The sequence below is a fragment of the Paenirhodobacter enshiensis genome, from assembly GCF_000740785.1.
Lineage (GTDB): Bacteria > Pseudomonadota > Alphaproteobacteria > Rhodobacterales > Rhodobacteraceae > Rhodobacter > Rhodobacter enshiensis.
The window spans coordinates 29,865-45,481 of record NZ_JFZB01000029.1; the positions used below are offsets into that span (position 1 = coordinate 29,865).

Annotated in this window: 14 protein-coding genes; 6 read left to right on the plus strand and 8 right to left on the minus strand. The window is 66.9% G+C overall.

The window, feature by feature from the left end; translation table 11 throughout:
* Window positions 1–62: 62 nt before the first annotated feature.
* The 4 genes from fdnG to fdhE are packed head-to-tail and all read left to right on the plus strand — an operon-like array spanning window position 63 to window position 5,609.
* A complete protein-coding gene (fdnG, locus tag CG50_RS12450) occupies window positions 63–3,152 on the plus strand; it encodes a formate dehydrogenase-N subunit alpha (RefSeq protein ID WP_081880425.1) in 3,090 nt (1,029 codons plus the stop codon).
* Window positions 3,149–4,060: a formate dehydrogenase subunit beta gene (fdxH, locus tag CG50_RS12455; RefSeq protein ID WP_036638902.1), complete on the plus strand. Its 912-nt coding sequence runs from the start codon at window positions 3,149–3,151 to the stop codon at window positions 4,058–4,060. The genes fdnG and fdxH overlap by 4 nt, the downstream gene beginning before the upstream one ends.
* 11 nt (window positions 4,061–4,071) lie before the next feature.
* The gene (locus CG50_RS12460; RefSeq protein ID WP_036638904.1) at window positions 4,072–4,716 is read left to right on the plus strand and encodes a formate dehydrogenase subunit gamma; all 645 of its coding nucleotides are present in this window, start codon (window positions 4,072–4,074) and stop codon (window positions 4,714–4,716) included.
* Window positions 4,713–5,609: a formate dehydrogenase accessory protein FdhE gene (gene fdhE / locus CG50_RS12465; protein ID WP_051909979.1), complete on the plus strand. Its 897-nt coding sequence runs from the start codon at window positions 4,713–4,715 to the stop codon at window positions 5,607–5,609. The genes CG50_RS12460 and fdhE overlap by 4 nt, the downstream gene beginning before the upstream one ends.
* Before the next feature lie 108 nt (window positions 5,610–5,717).
* Here the strand turns inward: fdhE and CG50_RS12470 are convergent, their stop codons facing one another.
* The 8 genes from CG50_RS12470 to CG50_RS12505 all read right to left on the minus strand — a co-directional run bounded on the left by CG50_RS12470 (window position 5,718) and on the right by CG50_RS12505 (window position 13,817).
* Window positions 5,718–6,470, minus strand: coding sequence for an SDR family NAD(P)-dependent oxidoreductase (locus CG50_RS12470; RefSeq protein ID WP_036638906.1), 753 nt, complete (start codon window positions 6,468–6,470; stop codon window positions 5,718–5,720).
* On the minus strand, window positions 6,461–7,495 hold the full coding sequence (locus tag CG50_RS12475; protein ID WP_036638909.1) for a ketopantoate reductase family protein: 1,035 nt from the start codon (window positions 7,493–7,495) through the stop codon (window positions 6,461–6,463). The genes CG50_RS12470 and CG50_RS12475 overlap by 10 nt, the downstream gene beginning before the upstream one ends.
* On the minus strand, window positions 7,492–8,499 hold the full coding sequence (locus CG50_RS12480; protein ID WP_036638911.1) for an ABC transporter ATP-binding protein: 1,008 nt from the start codon (window positions 8,497–8,499) through the stop codon (window positions 7,492–7,494). Before CG50_RS12480 ends, CG50_RS12475 begins: the two co-directional genes overlap by 4 nt.
* Window positions 8,496–9,518, minus strand: a complete 1,023-nt coding sequence (locus tag CG50_RS12485; protein ID WP_036638913.1) for an ABC transporter ATP-binding protein — start codon at window positions 9,516–9,518, stop codon at window positions 8,496–8,498. The genes CG50_RS12480 and CG50_RS12485 overlap by 4 nt, the downstream gene beginning before the upstream one ends.
* Complete coding sequence (locus CG50_RS12490; protein ID WP_036638915.1) at window positions 9,518–10,360, minus strand: ABC transporter permease; 843 nt, start codon at window positions 10,358–10,360, stop codon at window positions 9,518–9,520. The genes CG50_RS12485 and CG50_RS12490 overlap by 1 nt, the downstream gene beginning before the upstream one ends.
* Window positions 10,357–11,295 (minus strand): ABC transporter permease, encoded by a 939-nt coding sequence (locus CG50_RS12495; protein WP_036638918.1) that lies wholly within the window; start codon window positions 11,293–11,295, stop codon window positions 10,357–10,359. The genes CG50_RS12490 and CG50_RS12495 overlap by 4 nt, the downstream gene beginning before the upstream one ends.
* A 130-nt stretch (window positions 11,296–11,425) precedes the next feature.
* Entirely contained in the window at window positions 11,426–13,018 is a 1,593-nt protein-coding gene (locus CG50_RS12500; RefSeq protein WP_036638920.1) for an ABC transporter substrate-binding protein, read from the minus strand.
* Window positions 13,019–13,115: 97 nt separating this feature from the next.
* The gene (locus tag CG50_RS12505) at window positions 13,116–13,817 is read right to left on the minus strand and encodes a creatininase family protein (protein WP_036638923.1); all 702 of its coding nucleotides are present in this window, start codon (window positions 13,815–13,817) and stop codon (window positions 13,116–13,118) included.
* A gap of 176 nt (window positions 13,818–13,993) precedes the next feature.
* Here CG50_RS12505 and CG50_RS16290 point away from each other — a divergent pair, with 176 nt between their 5' ends.
* Both CG50_RS16290 and CG50_RS12515 read left to right on the plus strand, forming a co-directional pair.
* Window positions 13,994–14,590 (plus strand): MarR family winged helix-turn-helix transcriptional regulator, encoded by a 597-nt coding sequence (locus tag CG50_RS16290; RefSeq protein ID WP_161785407.1) that lies wholly within the window; start codon window positions 13,994–13,996, stop codon window positions 14,588–14,590.
* 38 nt (window positions 14,591–14,628) lie between these two features.
* Window positions 14,629–15,609 carry an isoaspartyl peptidase/L-asparaginase family protein gene (locus CG50_RS12515; protein WP_036638973.1) on the plus strand — a complete coding sequence of 327 codons (981 nt, stop codon included), beginning with the start codon at window positions 14,629–14,631 and terminating at the stop codon, window positions 15,607–15,609.
* Window positions 15,610–15,617 lie beyond the last annotated feature (8 nt).

Here is a 15,617-nt window from a genome sequence, read left to right on the forward strand (position 1 = left end):
TCTCTGCATTCGGATTATGCTTGCACGACCCACCAAAGCCAACTTTCAGGCAGGTTATAAAAATGAACGACACCGCCCTCACTCTTGGCCGGCGTCAGTTTCTCAAGATCCTCGGCGCCGGCGCGATGTCCGCCTCCGCCACGGCAATGGGATTCTCGACGGCCGAAGCTCAGGTCTCCGCTTCCGTCCGACCCTACAAGCTGCTGCGCGCGAAGGAGACCCGGAACAACTGCACCTATTGCTCGGTGGGTTGCGGCTTGCTGATGTATTCGATGGGCGACGGGTCGAAGAACGCCAAGGAACAGATTTTCCACATTGAGGGCGACCCCGATCATCCGGTCAGCCGCGGCTCGCTGTGCCCGAAGGGCGCGGGCCTGATCGACATGATCCACGCCAAGGACCGGTTGCAGCGCCCCGAATACCGCGCTCCCGGCTCCGACGAGTGGGTGCCGATCAGCTGGGACGACGCCACGAAACGCATCGCGCGCCTGCTCAAGGACGACCGCGATGCGAACTTCATCGCCAAGAACGACAAGGGCACGACCGTCAACCGCTGGTTGAGCTCGGGCTTCCTCGGCTCCTCGGCCGCCTCGAACGAGACCGGCGTGCTCGACGTCAAGTTCGCCCGCGGCCTCGGCATGGTCGCGCTGGAAAATCAGGCGCGCCTGTGCCACGGCCCGACCGTTTCGGCCCTCGCCCCGACCTTCGGTCGCGGCGCGATGACCAACAACTGGGTCGACATCAAGAACGCCAACGTGGTGTTCATCATGGGCGGCAACCCCGCCGAGGCCCACCCCGTCGGCTTCAAGTGGGTGATCGAGGCCAAGACCAAGAACAAGGCCAAGGTGATCGTCGTCGATCCGCGGTTCAACCGCTCGGCCTCGGTCGCGGACATCTTCTCGCCGATCCGGGCGGGTTCGGATGCCGCCTTCCTGATGGGCATGGTCAACTGGCTGCTGACGCATGACAAGATCCAGCACGACTATGTGCGCGCCTATACCAACGCGCCGCTGATCGTGCGCGAGGATTACAGCTTCGACGAAGGGCTGTTCTCGGGCTATGATGCGGCCAAGAAGGTCTATGACAAGACCTCGTGGAACTACGAGCTCGACGCCGACGGCCATGCGCTGAGCGACCCGACGATGACCCATCCGCGCTGCGTGCTGTCGCTGCTCAAGGAGCACGTCTCGCGCTACACCCCGGAGATGGTCGAGCGGATCTGCGGCGTGAAGGTTGCCGATTTCGAGAAGATCGCCGGGATCCTCGGCGAATGCTCGGCCAGGGACCGCACCGCGACGATTCTCTACGCGCTCGGCTGGACGCATCACACCAACGGCTCGCAGGTGATCCGCGGCTCGGCGATGATCCAGCTGCTGCTCGGCAACGTCGGTATGCCCGGCGGCGGCATCAACGCGCTGCGCGGGCATTCGAACGTGCAGGGCTTCACCGACCTCGGCGTGCTGTCGACCAACCTGCCGGGTTACATGCCGCTGCCGAACGAGAAGCTGGCGACGCTGAAGGATTATCTGGACGCGAACACCCCTGCCGCGCTGCAGGACGGTCAGGTGAACTACTGGCAGAACACGCCGAAGTTCTTCATCTCGTTCCTGAAGTCGATGTTTGGCGAGCACGCCACCGCGGCGAACGACTTCGCCTATGACCTGCTGCCGAAGTGGGACAAGTCCTACGATATGCTGTCGCTGTTCGACGCGATGTATCGCGGCAAGGTCAACGGCCTGATGGTGCAGGGCTTCAACGCGATGGCGGCGATGTCCGACGTGAAGAAGGTCTCGACCGCGCTGTCGAAGCTGAAGTTCATGGTGGTGATCGACCCGCTCGCCACCGAGACCTCGAACTTCTGGCACAACGAGGGGCCGTTCAACGACGTCAACCCGAAGGACATCCAGACCGAGGTGTTCCGCCTGCCGTCCTCGTGCTTTGCCGAGGAAGAGGGATCGGTCAACAACTCGGGCCGCTGGATGCAGTGGCACTGGGCCGGCCAGAAGCCGAAATATCAGGCCCGCAACGACGGCAAGATCCTCGGCGATATCATGATGGAGCTGCGCCGGCTGTATGAAGCCGAGGGCGGCGCCTGCCCCGAGCAGGTTCTGAACCTGACCTGGGACGAGAAGACCTACCACGACCCGCACGACCCGGAACCGAAGGAACTGGCAAAGGAATCGAACGGCTACGCGCTCGAGGATCTCTATGACGCGCAGGGCAATCTGATCGCCAAGAAGGGCTCGCTGCTGTCTTCCTTCGCGCAGCTGCGCGACGACGGCACGACCTCCAGCTTCTGCTGGATCTTCACCGGTTCCTGGACCGAGGCGGGCAACCAGATGGCGCGGCGCGACAACACCGACGTCGGTCTGGGCAGCACGCCCGGCTGGACCTTCGCCTGGCCGGCCAACCGGCGCATCCTGTATAATCGCGCCTCGGCCGACATCGACGGCAAGCCGTGGGATCCGGAGCGCAAGGTGCTCGAATGGAACGGCAAGGCCTGGGTCGGGATCGACGTGCCCGATTACGGCGCGCTGCCGCCGGGATCGAAGGCCGCCCCGTTCATCATGAACGCCGAGGGCGTGGGCCGGCTGTTCTCCTGCGGCAAGATGGTCGACGGTCCCTTCCCCGAGCATTACGAGCCCACCGAAAGCCCGATCGCCACGAACCCGCTGCATCCGAAGGTGGTGCACAGCCCGGCCGTGCGTGTCTTCGCCGACGATGCGGCCCGCTTCGGCGACCGCAGCGAATTCCCCTATGTCGCCACCACCTATTCGGTGACCGAGCTGTTCCGCCACTGGACCAAGCATTCGTATCTGAACGCGATGCTGCAGCCCGAACAGTTCATCGAGATCGGCGAGGGGCTGGCGGCGGCGAAGGGCATCGGCCACGGCGATGTGGTCAAGGTGTCGTCGAAGCGCGGCTTCATCACCGGCAAGGCCGTTGTGACGAAGCGGATGCGCCGCCTTGAGATCGACGGCCAGACCGTCGACCAGATCGGCGTGCCGGTGCACTGGGGCTTCAACGGGGCCACCAAGAAAGGCTTCCTGGCGAACACGCTGTCGCCTGGCATCGGTGACGCGAACTCGCAGACGCCGGAATACAAGGCGTTCCTGGTCAACGTCGAGAAAGTGCAAGGAGCCGCGGCATGAACACGCAAAACATCATCCGCGCCTCGGCGACGAACGGCCTGACGCCCTCGCCCAAGGGGCGCAACCACCAGATGGAGGTGGCGAAGCTCATCGACGTCACCACCTGCATCGGCTGCAAGGCCTGTCAGGTGGCGTGCAACGAGTGGAACGACCTGCGCGGCGAAGTGGGCACCAACGCCGGTGTCTACGACAACCCGGCCGACCTCGGGGCGCAGACCTGGACGCTGATGCGCTTCACCGAGGTCGAGACTTCGGACAACGGCCTCGAATGGCTGATCCGCAAGGACGGCTGTATGCATTGCGAGGATCCGGGCTGTCTGAAGGCCTGCCCGGCGCCGGGCGCCATCGTGCAGTATGAAAACGGCATCGTCGACTTCCAGTCCGACAACTGCATCGGCTGCGGCTATTGCGTGGCGGGCTGCCCGTTCGACGTGCCGCGCATCTCGAAGACCGACAACCGCGCCTACAAGTGCACGCTGTGCTCGGACCGGGTGTCGGTGGGTCAGGAACCGGCCTGCGCCAAGACCTGCCCGACCGGCGCGATCAGCTTCGGCTCGAAGGAAGAGATGAAGGAACTGGCCGCGACCCGCGTCGCCGAGCTGCAGGAGCGCGGCTTCGAGAACGCCGGTCTTTACGATCCGCAGGGCGTGGGCGGCACACATGTGATGTATGTGCTTCATCACGCCGACGAGCCGCAGCTTTACGCCGGCCTGCCGAAGGATCCGCAGATCAGCGATGTGGTCACCGGCTGGAAGGACGTTCTGAAACCCGTGGCCGCGGTGGCGGCGGTCGGCGCGGTGGCGGCGATGGCGACGCATTTCATCGGCGTCGGCCCGAACACCACCGATGACGACGATCACGACGATGACGGCACCGCGGGTCCCAACCACCGCGACGCGGCCGAGTGAGGAGACGCGAGATGACTGACAAGAACGATCGCATCCTGCGCACCAAGTTCGTCGAGCGGCTCTGCCACTGGACGCTGGTCGCCTGCTTCATGTTCACCGCCCTGTCGGGGCTGTCGTGGTTCTTCCCCTCGCTGAGCTGGCTCAACAGCGTTCTCGGCACGCCGCAGATGGCGCGGATCCTGCATCCGTTCCTCGGCATCGCGGTGTTCCTGGCGCTGTGCTTCATGTTCATCCGCTTCGCCCATCACAACACGTTCCGGAAGACGGACCTCGCCTGGTTCAGGAACATCGGGAACGTGCTGATGATGCGCAAGGGACCGCGTCTTTACATCGGCAAGTACAATGCCGGTCAGAAGGTGCTGTTCTGGCTGATCATGGCGGCGATCTGCGTGCTGCTGGTGTCGGGTCTGATGATGTGGCGTGCCTATTTCGCCGAATATTTCCCGATCTGGGCGCTGCGTCTGGCGATTCTCGCGCATTCCATCGCGGGTATCGGTCTGATCCTGCTGATCCTCGGCCATATCTACATGGGCCTGTGGGTGCGCGGCTCGATCAGCGGCATGGCGACGGGCTATGTCAGCCGCAAGTGGGCGCATCACCACCACGACCGCTGGTATGACGAGATCAAGGCCGCGGAAGAGGCTCCGAAGGCATGAGCGTCTCTCCGGTCTCGCGTTCGGTCCCTCCGGAGATCGTCACGCGCCACTTCGACCCGGTTCTGAAACCCGACCTCGCGCCGCTTTACGCGGCGCGGGAAGCGCGTCTGAACGCTCTGGCCGCGGATCATCCCGCCGGCGACTACCTGCGCTTCGTCGCGGATGTGACCCATGCTCAGGCGGGGCTGCTCGATCAGGTCAGCGCCGGTTCGACCGATCCGGCGACCGCCGCGTCGGAACCGGGCTGGCTCGATCTGCTCGACCGGCTGATGACGGCACTGAAGGACAATGCCCCGGCCGCGGTTGCACCGCACTTCGACGCGATTGCGGCGATGGACCGCGCGGCGCGTCAGGCGGCGGGCGTGGCGCTCGCCACCGGGCGGTTCTCGCAGGTCGATGCGGCGATCGCGCCGATCCTGTGGGCGGCGCTGTCGGAACAGGTCGCGGTTTCGGTCCGGGCCGAAGATGCGGCGCCGGTCCATGCCGGCCCGCATGACGGCGGCTTCTGCCCGGTCTGCGGCACGGCCCCCGTCGCCTCGATGGTCTATGGCGGGATGGAGATGCGCGGCCTGCGCTATCTGCATTGCGCGCTGTGCGAAAGCGAATGGCACGTGGTGCGCGCGGTGTGCAGCAATTGCGGCGACGGCAAGGATGTCGAATATCTCAGCTTCGACACGGCCGAGGCCGTGGTCCGCGCCGAGTGCTGCGACCATTGCCACGGCTATCTGAAGATCGTCTCGGCCGAGCGCGAGCGCACCGCCGAGGCGGTGGCCGACGATCTGGCGACGCTCGATCTCGACGATGCGGTCGCGAACGAGGAGTATCGTCGCACCGGCTTCAACCCCTGGGCCCTGCCGCGCGAAGACAGCGCCGGCCCCGAGAGGGTGAACTGAGCGCAGGCACAGGAACCACGAAGCGGGGCCCCGGATCGGTGGCCCCGCTTTTCGTTCCGGACCGCGTCTCGTTTCGGACGGGGTGGTGCAAGCCGGGGCGCCCCGCCCTCACTGATGCCCGCCGTCGACCGACAGGATCTGCCCGCTGATCCAGCCCGCGCGGTCCGAGACCAGGAACGCCACCGCGTCGGCGATGTCCTCGGCCCGGCCGAGGCGGCGCATGTTGATCCGCCCGATCACCGCCGCCTGTTTCTCGGCCCCCATCGCCTGCCACTGCTTCTCGGTCGTCGGGTTCGAGCGCACGAAGCCCGGCGCGACCGAATTCACAGCGATCCCGAACGGTCCGAGTTCGAGTGCAAGCTGCTTCGTCAGCCCGACGAGCGCATGTTTCGCCGCCGCATAGGCCTGAATGCCGGTCAGGCTCGGCCTCAGCCCGGCGCCCGAGGCGATGGTGACGATCCGCCCCCGCCCCGCCGCCTTCATCGCCGGCACCACGGCCTGCGCGCACCACATCGCGGCATTCACATTGGCATCGAAGATCGCCTGCCAGTCGGCCTCGGCGATTTCCTCGATCGGGCGGCCGAGCTGACCGCGCACCCCTCCGGCCGAGCACACCAGCCCGTCGATCCGGCCGTGGCGCGCGACGATCTCCGCCATCGCGGCCGCCGCCCCGGCCCGCTGGCCCAGATCGGCGGGATGGATGCTCATCCCCTCGGCCGCGCGCGCGGCAAGGCCCGTCGCGTCGATATCGACCGCCGCCACCTGCGCGCCCGAGCGCGTCAGCTCGCGCGCGATGGCCGCGCCGATGCCTTGCGCCGCACCGGTCACCGCGAAAACCTGTCCGTCGAACCTCAGCTCCATTCCGTTCCCAACCCTTCCGCGAGAGTGTCGGCGAGCGCCTCGTGCTGCACGCAGCGCCCCTCCTCGATGTCGTGAATCCGTTCGATCAGCCGCGAGACCGCCGGCATCGGCACCCCGACCCCGGCGCCGAGAACCGGCGCGATACCGATCTGCGCGTCGACCTCGGTCTTGCGCCGGCGCACGGCGAGGTCGCGATAGATGCCCGAGTGGGTCTTCGCGGTGCGTCGGTTGTTGGCGATCATCCGCGCGAAGGAGGTATCGAGCCTTGCGCGATCGCGGGTCAGGAACGCCTCCGGATCGAAACCGTAGATCCCGACCGGCGTCACCCCGAGACGCCTGGCGAGAACCATCATCTCGTGCCCGATGGCGACATGCGCGGCCCGCGCCTGAGGCCGTTCCATCGCGTCCGACATCGACAGCGGCGTCAGCGCCGTGGCGTAAAGCAGCGCGCCATAGCCCATCTTGCCCCAGAGATAGCCCCAGATGTTTTCCGTAAGCACCGCATCCGGTTCGACCAGCCGCAGCAGCGCGTGGATATCGCGCACCCGCGGGGTCAGCGATCCGTCGAGCTCTCCCACCGCGATACCGCCGCGATTGCCGAACAGGATCTGACCGGGGCCGAGCCAGTCCGCGCCGTAGTTCACGAAACAGCCGATGGTGCGATGCGCCCCCACCGCCTCGGCGATGACCCGCTCGTTCAGCCCGTTCTGCGCCGAGACGACGAAGCCGTCCTCCGCGAGATGCGGAACGAGCGCCTGAAGCGCCGCTTCCGTGTGATGCGCCTTGACCGCGAGGAAGACACGACGATAGCGGCCGGTCAGCTCCTCGGGGGTGCTGGCGGGCAGGATCTGCGTGAGGGTTTCGACCGGGCCTTCGATGCGCAACCCCTCGGTGCGGATCCGCGCGACATGCCCGGCCACGATGTCGACCATATGGACCTCATGCCCTGCGCGCGCGAAGACCGCGCCCAGAACGCCGCCGATCGCGCCCGCACCCCAGATCAGGATCGGATCCCCGCCGCTCATCGCGGCGCCCTCCCCGGCGCCAGATGGCAGGCGACGGAGCGCCCGGTTTCCGTGCCGAGCAGCCAGGGCACCTCGGTGCGGCACAGCCCGGTCGCAAGCGGGCAGCGCGGGTGGAACACGCAGCCCGGGGGAAGGTTCATCGGGCTCGGCAATTCGCCCGTCATCGCGCTGTCGTGCCGACCCCGGCTGAGGCCGACCTCGGGGGCGGCGGCCAGAAGCGCGCGGGTGTAAGGATGCGCCGGGGCCGAGAACACCGCTTCGGTCTCGCCCTCCTCGACGACGCGGCCGAGATACATCACCGCCACGCGATGCGACAGAAACCGCACCACCCGCAGATCGTGGGACACGAAGATCATGCTCAGCCCGAGGCGCTTTTGCAGCGAGATCAGCAGGTTGATGATCTGCGCCTGCACCGAGACATCGAGCGCCGAGAGGATCTCGTCGGCGATGATGCAGCTCGGTTCCAGCGCGAGGGCGCGGGCGATGCCGATGCGCTGACGCTGCCCGCCCGAGAACTCGCGCGGGTAGCGGGTGGCGGCGTCGGGCGGCAGGTTCACCAGATCGAGCAGCTCCGCCACGCGGGCGGGGGCCTCGGCGCGCGGGCGCAGACCGTTGACCACGATGGCTTCGCTCAGCGTCTGGCCGACCGTCATCCGCGGATTGAGCGAGCTGTAGGGGTCCTGAAAGATCATCTGGACGTGGCGGCGATAGTCGCGCAGCTCCTCGCCGCGCATCAGCCCGACATCGTGGCCGAGATAGGCGATGGAGCCCTCGTCGGCGGAATGGAGCCGCACGAGGCAGCGCGCCAGCGTCGATTTCCCGCAGCCGGACTCGCCGACGATGGCGAGCGTCTCGCCCGCCTCGAGCCGCAGCGACACCCCGTCGAGCGCCGCGGCCTGACGGCGCGGGCGCCCCGCAAGACGCTCGATCAGGCCGCGCTCGACGGCGAAACGCTTGGCGAGGCCGTGAACCTCGATCAGCGGCGGGTGTCCGGTGGGCGTCATGGCTGGCCTCCCTCGGCGATGAGATCGGTGGCGCGCAGGCAGGCGCTGGCATGGCCCGCCCGGACCGAACCAAGCACCGGGCCGAGCACCGGATCGGTGACGGAACACGCCGGCCCTGCCATCGCGCAGCGCGGCGCGAAGGCGCAACCCGGCGCTCTTGCGGCGGGCTGCGGCGGCTGGCCCGGAATGGCGTTCAGCCGCCCGTCTGCCGAGGCCGCCCCCGGCATACTGCGCAACAACCCCTGCGTGTAAGGGTGCAGCGGCGCCGACAGCACGGTGCGCGTCGCCCCGGTCTCGACGATCTCGCCGGCATACATGATCGCGGTTCGGTCGCAGATCTCGGACACCACGCCCAGATCGTGGGTGACGAAGATCACGCTCAGCCCCAGCTCGTCGCGCAGCCGCAGCAGCAATTGCAGGATCTGGTCCTGGATCGTGACATCGAGTGCGGTCGTCGGCTCGTCGGCCAGCACCAGCTGCGGATCGCAGGCCAGCGCGATGGCGATCATCGCACGCTGCCGCATCCCGCCCGAGAACCGGAACGGGTAATCGCGCAACCGCCGCTCGGCCGAGGGGATGCCGACCAGATCCAGCAGCTCCACCGCGCGCCGGTGCCGCGCCCGGCGGTCGAGCGCGGTATGCGCCTTCAGGCTCTCGTCGATCTGGCGGCCGATGCTGAGCACCGGGTTCAGCGCGGTCATCGGCTCCTGGAAGATCATCGACATTTCGGCGCCGCGCAACCGGCGCAGCGTGCCGGCATCGGCGGCGAGAACGTCCTGCCCCTTCCAGATCACCGAACCGCGGGTCTGCATCGCCCCGGGCAGAAGCCGCATGATCGCCTTGAGCGTCAGGCTCTTGCCGGAGCCAGATTCGCCCACCAGCCCCAGAATCTCGCCCCGCCGCAGATCGAGCGACACGCCCCGCACGATGTCGAACCGCCCCGCACCGCCCGGAAGCGAGACGGTCAGATCGCGCAGGCTCAGCACCGCGGGCGGGGTCTCATGACGTTCCCGTTCCATCAGCTGCGCTCTTTCTTGCCGAAATACACCACCAGACCGTCCCCCAGCAGGCTGAGCCCGAAGCCGAGAGTGATGATCGCGACACCCGGCCAGACCGACATCCACCACGCCGTCTCGATGTAATTCTTGCCGTCGGCGATCAGCACGCCCCACTCGGCTTCCGGCGGCTGCGCGCCGAGGCCGAGATAGCCGAGGCTCGATCCCAGCAGCACCGCGAGCGCCATGTCCGTCATCCAGAACACCACGATGGGCGTCATCGCGTTCGGCACCAGATGGCGGAACAGGATGCGCAGGTCGCGGTATCCCAGCACCTGCGCCGCCGCGGCGTAATCGAGCTGCTTCTGCAACCGGATCTCGCCGCGCATCAGCTTGCAGTAGGACACCCAGTTGATCGCCGCGAGGGCGACATACATGTTGAACAGCCCCGGCCCGAGGAAGGCGATGATCGCGATGATGAGGACGAGGAACGGAAAGATCACCACCACGTCGATCACCCGGCTGACGATGGCGTCGAACCAGCCGCCGTAAAAGCCGCACAGCGCACCGAGGACGGTGCCGAAGCCGAGCGCGAAGATCGTCGAGAACACCGCGATCTGGATATCCAGCCGCGCCGCCCAGATCACCCGGCTGAGGATGTCGCGCCCGAAACTGTCGGTACCGAAGGGATGGGCGAGGCCCGGCGCCTGCAACAGCGCGTCGTAATCGAAGGCGTCGGGGTCATAGGGCGCGAACAGCCCCGGAAACAGCCCGACGACGATCCAGATCAGCACGATCCCCGCGCCGATCAGCAACGGCAGGCTGATGCGTCCGCGCCGGCGGGCGATGGCGGCGACGGCGCTCATCGGTTCAGCCTCGGGTCGAGCAGGCCCTCGACGATGTCGGTCAGCAGGAACACCACCGAAACCGTCAGCACCAGCACCAGCAACAGCCCCTGGATCACCGGATAGTCGCGCGCGAAGATGCTGTCGATCATCAGCCGCCCGACGCCCGGAATGGCGAAGACCGACTCGGTGATGACCGCGCCGCCGATCAGCCAGCCGACGTTCAGACCGAACAGCGTGACCGTCGAGATCAGTGCGTTGCGCAGCACATGGCCGAACAGCACCACCCGCGGCGACAGACCGCGCGCGATGGCGAAGGTGACGTAATCGGCATCCATCGCCTCGATCATCGCGCTGCGCAGGTTGCGAAACAGCACCGCGGCGAAGTTCAGCGCCAGCGCGAAGGAGGGCAGCACCAGATGATGCAGGTTGTCGAGGAACCCGCTGCCGTAGCCGCCCACCGGAAACAGCCCGGTCTTCGCCGCGACCAGCGTCAGCAGCAGGATGCCGATGTAGAACACCGGCGAGGACAGACCGAGCTGGAACAACCCGCGCAGGATCAGATCGGTCGTCCGGTCACGGCGCGAGGCGGCAAGCGCCGCGAGCGGCACCGCGATCGCCAGCGCCAGAACCGAGCCGCAGGCGGTCAGCGTCAGCGTGACCGGCAGGCGCTGCAACACCAGCTCGGTCACCGGCACCTTGAGAGAATAGGAGACCCCCAGATCGCCATGCGCGATCTGCCACAGATAGGACAGGAACTGCTCGGCGATGCTGCGGTTCAGCCCGTAGGAGGCCTCGATCCGCGCGATATCGGCATCGGTGCCGCGGTCGCCGAGCGCGGCCGTAGCGGGCCCGCCGGGCAGCAGACGCACCATCACGAACAGCAACAGCAGCGCGAAGAACAGTGTCGGGACGAGTTGCACGACCCGTCTGAGAACCAGATTGCCGCTTGGCATGGGGAACTCCTTTGACTGGCGGCCGGGCGACGGGATCGCCCGGCGGGCCGGACCGGAGCGAGCGCGCCGGGCCATCTCATGGGCCGCGCCTTCGGTCACGAAACCGGACGGAGGCGCAGCGCAGGGCGGATCACTTGCCGATCCAGGTCCGGTCGAAGATGTTGTTGCCGAGCGGGATCTGGACGAAACCGTTGACCTTCTTGCTCAGCGCCACCGGATAGGGGCTCTCGTAGAGGAAGCCGATGGGCGCCGCCTCGGTGTAGATCTTCTGGATCGTGGCGTATTCCCCGGCGCGCCTGGCCGGATCGACTTCCTTCTGGCTTTCCTCGAACAGGGCATCGACCTCCTTGTTCTGCCAGCCGCCGCGATAGGACTGGATCAGCGGATAATAGGCCATGTAAGAGGTCAGCTGGCTCGGATCGGCGATGTCGTTGGTCCAGGTGGTGACGACGATCTGGAAATCATGCGCCTTCTGGCGCGCCGCGATCGTCGGCTTGTCGAGCTGCTCGATCACCAGCTTGATGCCGAGCGGGGCGAACATCTGCTGCGCCGCGGTGGCGATCTGCATGAAATCCTGGTTGCCGCTGAGGCTGAGGATATGCAGCTCCGTCCCGGCGGGCAGGCCGGCTTCCTTGATGAGCGCCTTGGCCTTCGCCATGTCATAGGCGTAAAGCGGGCCGTTCTTCATCGCGAGCGGCGTGGTCGTCGCCATGTAGCTCTGCATCGGCTGGGCCACGCCATGGGTCACGATCTTGATCAGCGCTTCCTTGTTCAGCGCATAGTTCAGCGCCTGGCGCACCCGCACGTCGGCCAGCGGATTGGGCTTGTCGCCGACCGTCGGACGCGAGTTGAAGTTCAGGAAGGTGATCTTGGTCGAGGGGAACAGCTCCATGTTCAGCGCGGGGTTCTTCTTCAGCTCGCCGACGCGCGAATAGGGCACCATCTCGGTGCCGTCGATCTCGCCCGAGGTCAGCTTGAGGATGCGGGTCGCATCGTCCGGGATGACCTCGAAATGCACCTCGTCGAGATAGGGCAGCGGATTGCCCTTGTCGTCTTTGGCGTAATAGTTCGGGTTGCGCTTCAGCACCATGTCGGTGCCATGGGTCCAGCTCGCGAGGGTGAACGGCCCCGAGGTCACCGGATGTTCGGAGAAGGCCTGCGCCTTCTCGGCCTCGGTGGTGCCGGGGGCGGCCTCATAGGCGGCCTCGGGCATGATCGAGGCGTTGAAGGTGGCGAGCGCGGCCTCGAGCGTCGGATCGTAGTTCTTCAGCTTCAGCGTCACCTTGTCGGCGCCCTCGGTCTCGATCGAGGCGATCGAGCCGAGCATGAAGTTCCACACGCCGTTGTCTGGGTTGCGCGCCCGGTCGAGCGACCATTTCACGTCCCCCGCGGTGATCGGCGAACCGTCCGAGAATTTGATCCCCGGGCGCAGGGTGAAGGTGACCGACAGGTGATCGGGCGCCCAGCTGCGCGACTCGGCCAGCGCCGGCACCACGCCCGCGCCATCGTCGGTCGGCCGCAGCAGACCGCTGTAGAGATTGGTCAGGATCCAGATATCGACGTTGTTCTCGTTCATCACCGGATCGAGCAGCATGCTGTCGGCATAGCGGCCGAAATTCAGCGTGCCGCCCATTTGCTGGGCCGCGGCGGGGGCCGGGCCGGACAGGCCCAGCACTGCGGCCACCGCGAGGGCGAGCAGCGACGTATTGCGACGGTTAGGCATCGGGGCGTCTCCATGTTGGTCTGTTGGAAGGGACGGCAGCGGCCGGAGCGCGACGGCTGCCCAGGTTCAGAAGGCCGCGTGCGGAAGAATGGCCGGTCTAGTGCCAGCCTTCGGCGATCTCCCGGCGCGTTTCTTCGACGGCGACCTGCCAGATCGCCGCCATCTCGTCATCGGGCCGCTGGAACCGGCCGTGATAGTTGCCCTCGCCGATCCGCTCGCGCTTGCGCAGCGCATCGACCCGGCCGACGGCGGCGAAGTCGATCCGCTGCTTGACGGTATTCGGGATCGGCGCGCCCTCGATGCGGGTCCAGGGGAAATTCTCCATCCAGCTCGCGTGCGAGGCCTGGGCGTCGGTCTCCAGAACCTTCGCCATGGTGGCCGGCGCCCGCCACCAGTCGTGCAGCTTCACCGAGCTGTCGGGATGGCGGTTCATCCATTCCGACAACAGCGGGTTGACCGGCGTGTTGCCGCCATGGCCGTTGACGATCAGGATGCGCCGGAACCCGCCGCGATGCAGGCTGTCGAGGATATCCTCGATCACCCCGATGTAACTGCGCAAGGTGATCGAGATCGTGCCCGGATAGGCCGCGAAGCTCGATGCCATGCCGAAGGGCAGACAGGGATAGACCGGCACGCCGAGCGGCTCCGCCGCCTCGACCGAGACCTTCTCGGCCAGGATCATATCCGTCGCGAGGCTCAGATAAGCATGTTGCTCGACCGAGCCGATCGGCAGCACGCAACGGTCGTCGCCGGCCACGCGGGCCTCGACCTGGCTCCAGTTCATATCGCGAATACGCATCGTTTCCCGTCTCCTTGCGGCCCCGGACAGCCCCGCAGCGGCATCGCGCCGCGGGTTCGTGCACAGGGCACGCATCCGGTAATATTGTTCCTTATGGAACTAATTTAATGCGTAATTTCCAAATTAATCTGATATTATAGTTCCACATGGAAGTGATTTGCACAAAGGGGAGGCAGATGGACAGGCCGCAGGCCAGCGCATTGCACGCCCGGGCCCTCATGGAGGGCCGGGGCGGACGCGAGACACCGCCCGAGCTGCCGGAACTTGCCGATGCGGCGATGCTGCGCGCCAAGCTGTGGGCGAATCCGTGCTGGTTCTCGTTCCGGCTGAATTACCTCAGCCTGCATTTCAACAACCCGGTCTACGGCTTCATCAATGCGCGGCTCGACCTGCAGCGGCCGGATTTCGCGGTGCTGTGGTCGCTGCATGTGGGCGGCGACGGCACGCTGACCGAGGTGGTGCAGTCCTCGGGCTTCCCGAAGAACACGCTCAGCCGCGCGGCGAACAAGCTCGCCCGGCTGAACCTGATCTCGCGCGAGGTCGATCCGGCCGATCAGCGGCGCGTCACCCTCAGCCTGACCGCGGCCGGCCGCGATGCCATCGCCGCAGTGCAGGACCAGATGATCGCGCAGGAGCGGCGGATGCTCGAAACGCTCAACCCGTCCGAGCGGCTGATGCTGTCCGATATCCTGACCAAGCTGGTGGCGGCCTCGGAAAGCTGGCCCGAGACCATCGACGGGGCCGGGACGGCGGAAGACGACGCCGGGCGATGACCCCTGATTTCGTGCATACTGACAAGGAGACCCGGAAGATGAACACCATCGCCCTCGCGATCCATGGCGGCTGCGGCGTGCTGCCGCTCGATGGCATGACGGAAACCGAATGGGCCGAGGCGCGGACCGACCTCGGCCGGGCGCTGGCGGCGGGCTGGACGGTGCTGACGCGCGGCGGCCGGTCCGTCGATGCGGTCGAGGCCGCCGTCGCCGCGATGGAGGACAGCCCGCATTTCAACGCCGGCCACGGTGCCGCGCTGAACGAAAACGGGATCCATGAACTCGATGCCTCGATCATGGACGGCGAGACGCTGGCGGCGGGCGCGATCAGCGCGGCCCGCACGATCCGCAACCCGGTGCGGGCGGCCCATGCGCTGATGGACGACGGCCGGGCGGTGTTTCTGACCGGGGAAGCGGCCGACGCCTTCGCCCGCAACGCCGGGCTGGCGGTGGAGCCGCAAAGCTATTTCACCACGCCGCGCCGGGTTGCCGCGCTCGCCGCGATGAAGGCCCATGCCGCCGCCGGCACCGAAAGCACCGAAAGCACCGAAAACGAGAAGCACGGCACGGTGGGGGCGGTCGCGCTCGACCGTGCGGGCCATCTGGCGGCGGCGACCTCGACGGGAGGCTACAACAACAAGCCCGCCGGGCGGGTCGGCGACAGCCCGGTGATCGGCGCCGGCACCTATGCGCGCGACGGGGTCTGCGCTGTCTCGGGCACCGGCAAGGGCGAGTTCTTCATCCGCCATGTCGTCGGCCACGAGATCGCCTCGCGCATCGCCTATCTGGGCGAGGATCTCGGCACCGCCTGCGAGCATGTGGTGATGGAGGATCTGGCGGGATCGCGCCACACCACCGGGCTGATCGGCGCGGGCGTGGTGGCGCTCGGCCCGCACGGAGAGATCGCCGCCGTCTACAACACCCCCGGCATGTTCCGCGGCTGGGTCACGCCCGAGGGCGCGGCCTTCGTCGCGACGCATGAGCAGGTGTTCCCCGTCGCGGACTTCCCCCGCACCTGAGCCGGCAC

Bases quoted from the DNA above. Each gene is read 5' to 3' on its own strand.
- CG50_RS12475 (WP_036638909.1), bottom strand. From the start codon at position 7,495: ATGAGCGGCGGGGATCCGATCCTGATCTGGGGTGCGGGCGCGATCGGC.
- fdnG (WP_081880425.1), top strand. From the start codon at position 63: ATGAACGACACCGCCCTCACTCTTGGCCGGCGTCAGTTTCTCAAGATC.
- CG50_RS12470 (WP_036638906.1), bottom strand. From the start codon at position 6,470: ATGGAGCTGAGGTTCGACGGACAGGTTTTCGCGGTGACCGGTGCGGCG.
- CG50_RS12485 (WP_036638913.1), bottom strand. From the start codon at position 9,518: ATGGAACGGGAACGTCATGAGACCCCGCCCGCGGTGCTGAGCCTGCGC.
- CG50_RS12480 (WP_036638911.1), bottom strand. From the start codon at position 8,499: ATGACGCCCACCGGACACCCGCCGCTGATCGAGGTTCACGGCCTCGCC.
- CG50_RS12505 (WP_036638923.1), bottom strand. From the start codon at position 13,817: ATGCGTATTCGCGATATGAACTGGAGCCAGGTCGAGGCCCGCGTGGCC.
- fdxH (WP_036638902.1), top strand. From the start codon at position 3,149: ATGAACACGCAAAACATCATCCGCGCCTCGGCGACGAACGGCCTGACG.
- CG50_RS12500 (WP_036638920.1), bottom strand. From the start codon at position 13,018: ATGCCTAACCGTCGCAATACGTCGCTGCTCGCCCTCGCGGTGGCCGCA.
- CG50_RS12515 (WP_036638973.1), top strand. From the start codon at position 14,629: ATGAACACCATCGCCCTCGCGATCCATGGCGGCTGCGGCGTGCTGCCG.
- CG50_RS12490 (WP_036638915.1), bottom strand. From the start codon at position 10,360: ATGAGCGCCGTCGCCGCCATCGCCCGCCGGCGCGGACGCATCAGCCTG.
- CG50_RS12460 (WP_036638904.1), top strand. From the start codon at position 4,072: ATGACTGACAAGAACGATCGCATCCTGCGCACCAAGTTCGTCGAGCGG.
- CG50_RS16290 (WP_161785407.1), top strand. From the start codon at position 13,994: ATGGACAGGCCGCAGGCCAGCGCATTGCACGCCCGGGCCCTCATGGAG.
- fdhE (WP_051909979.1), top strand. From the start codon at position 4,713: ATGAGCGTCTCTCCGGTCTCGCGTTCGGTCCCTCCGGAGATCGTCACG.
- CG50_RS12495 (WP_036638918.1), bottom strand. From the start codon at position 11,295: ATGCCAAGCGGCAATCTGGTTCTCAGACGGGTCGTGCAACTCGTCCCG.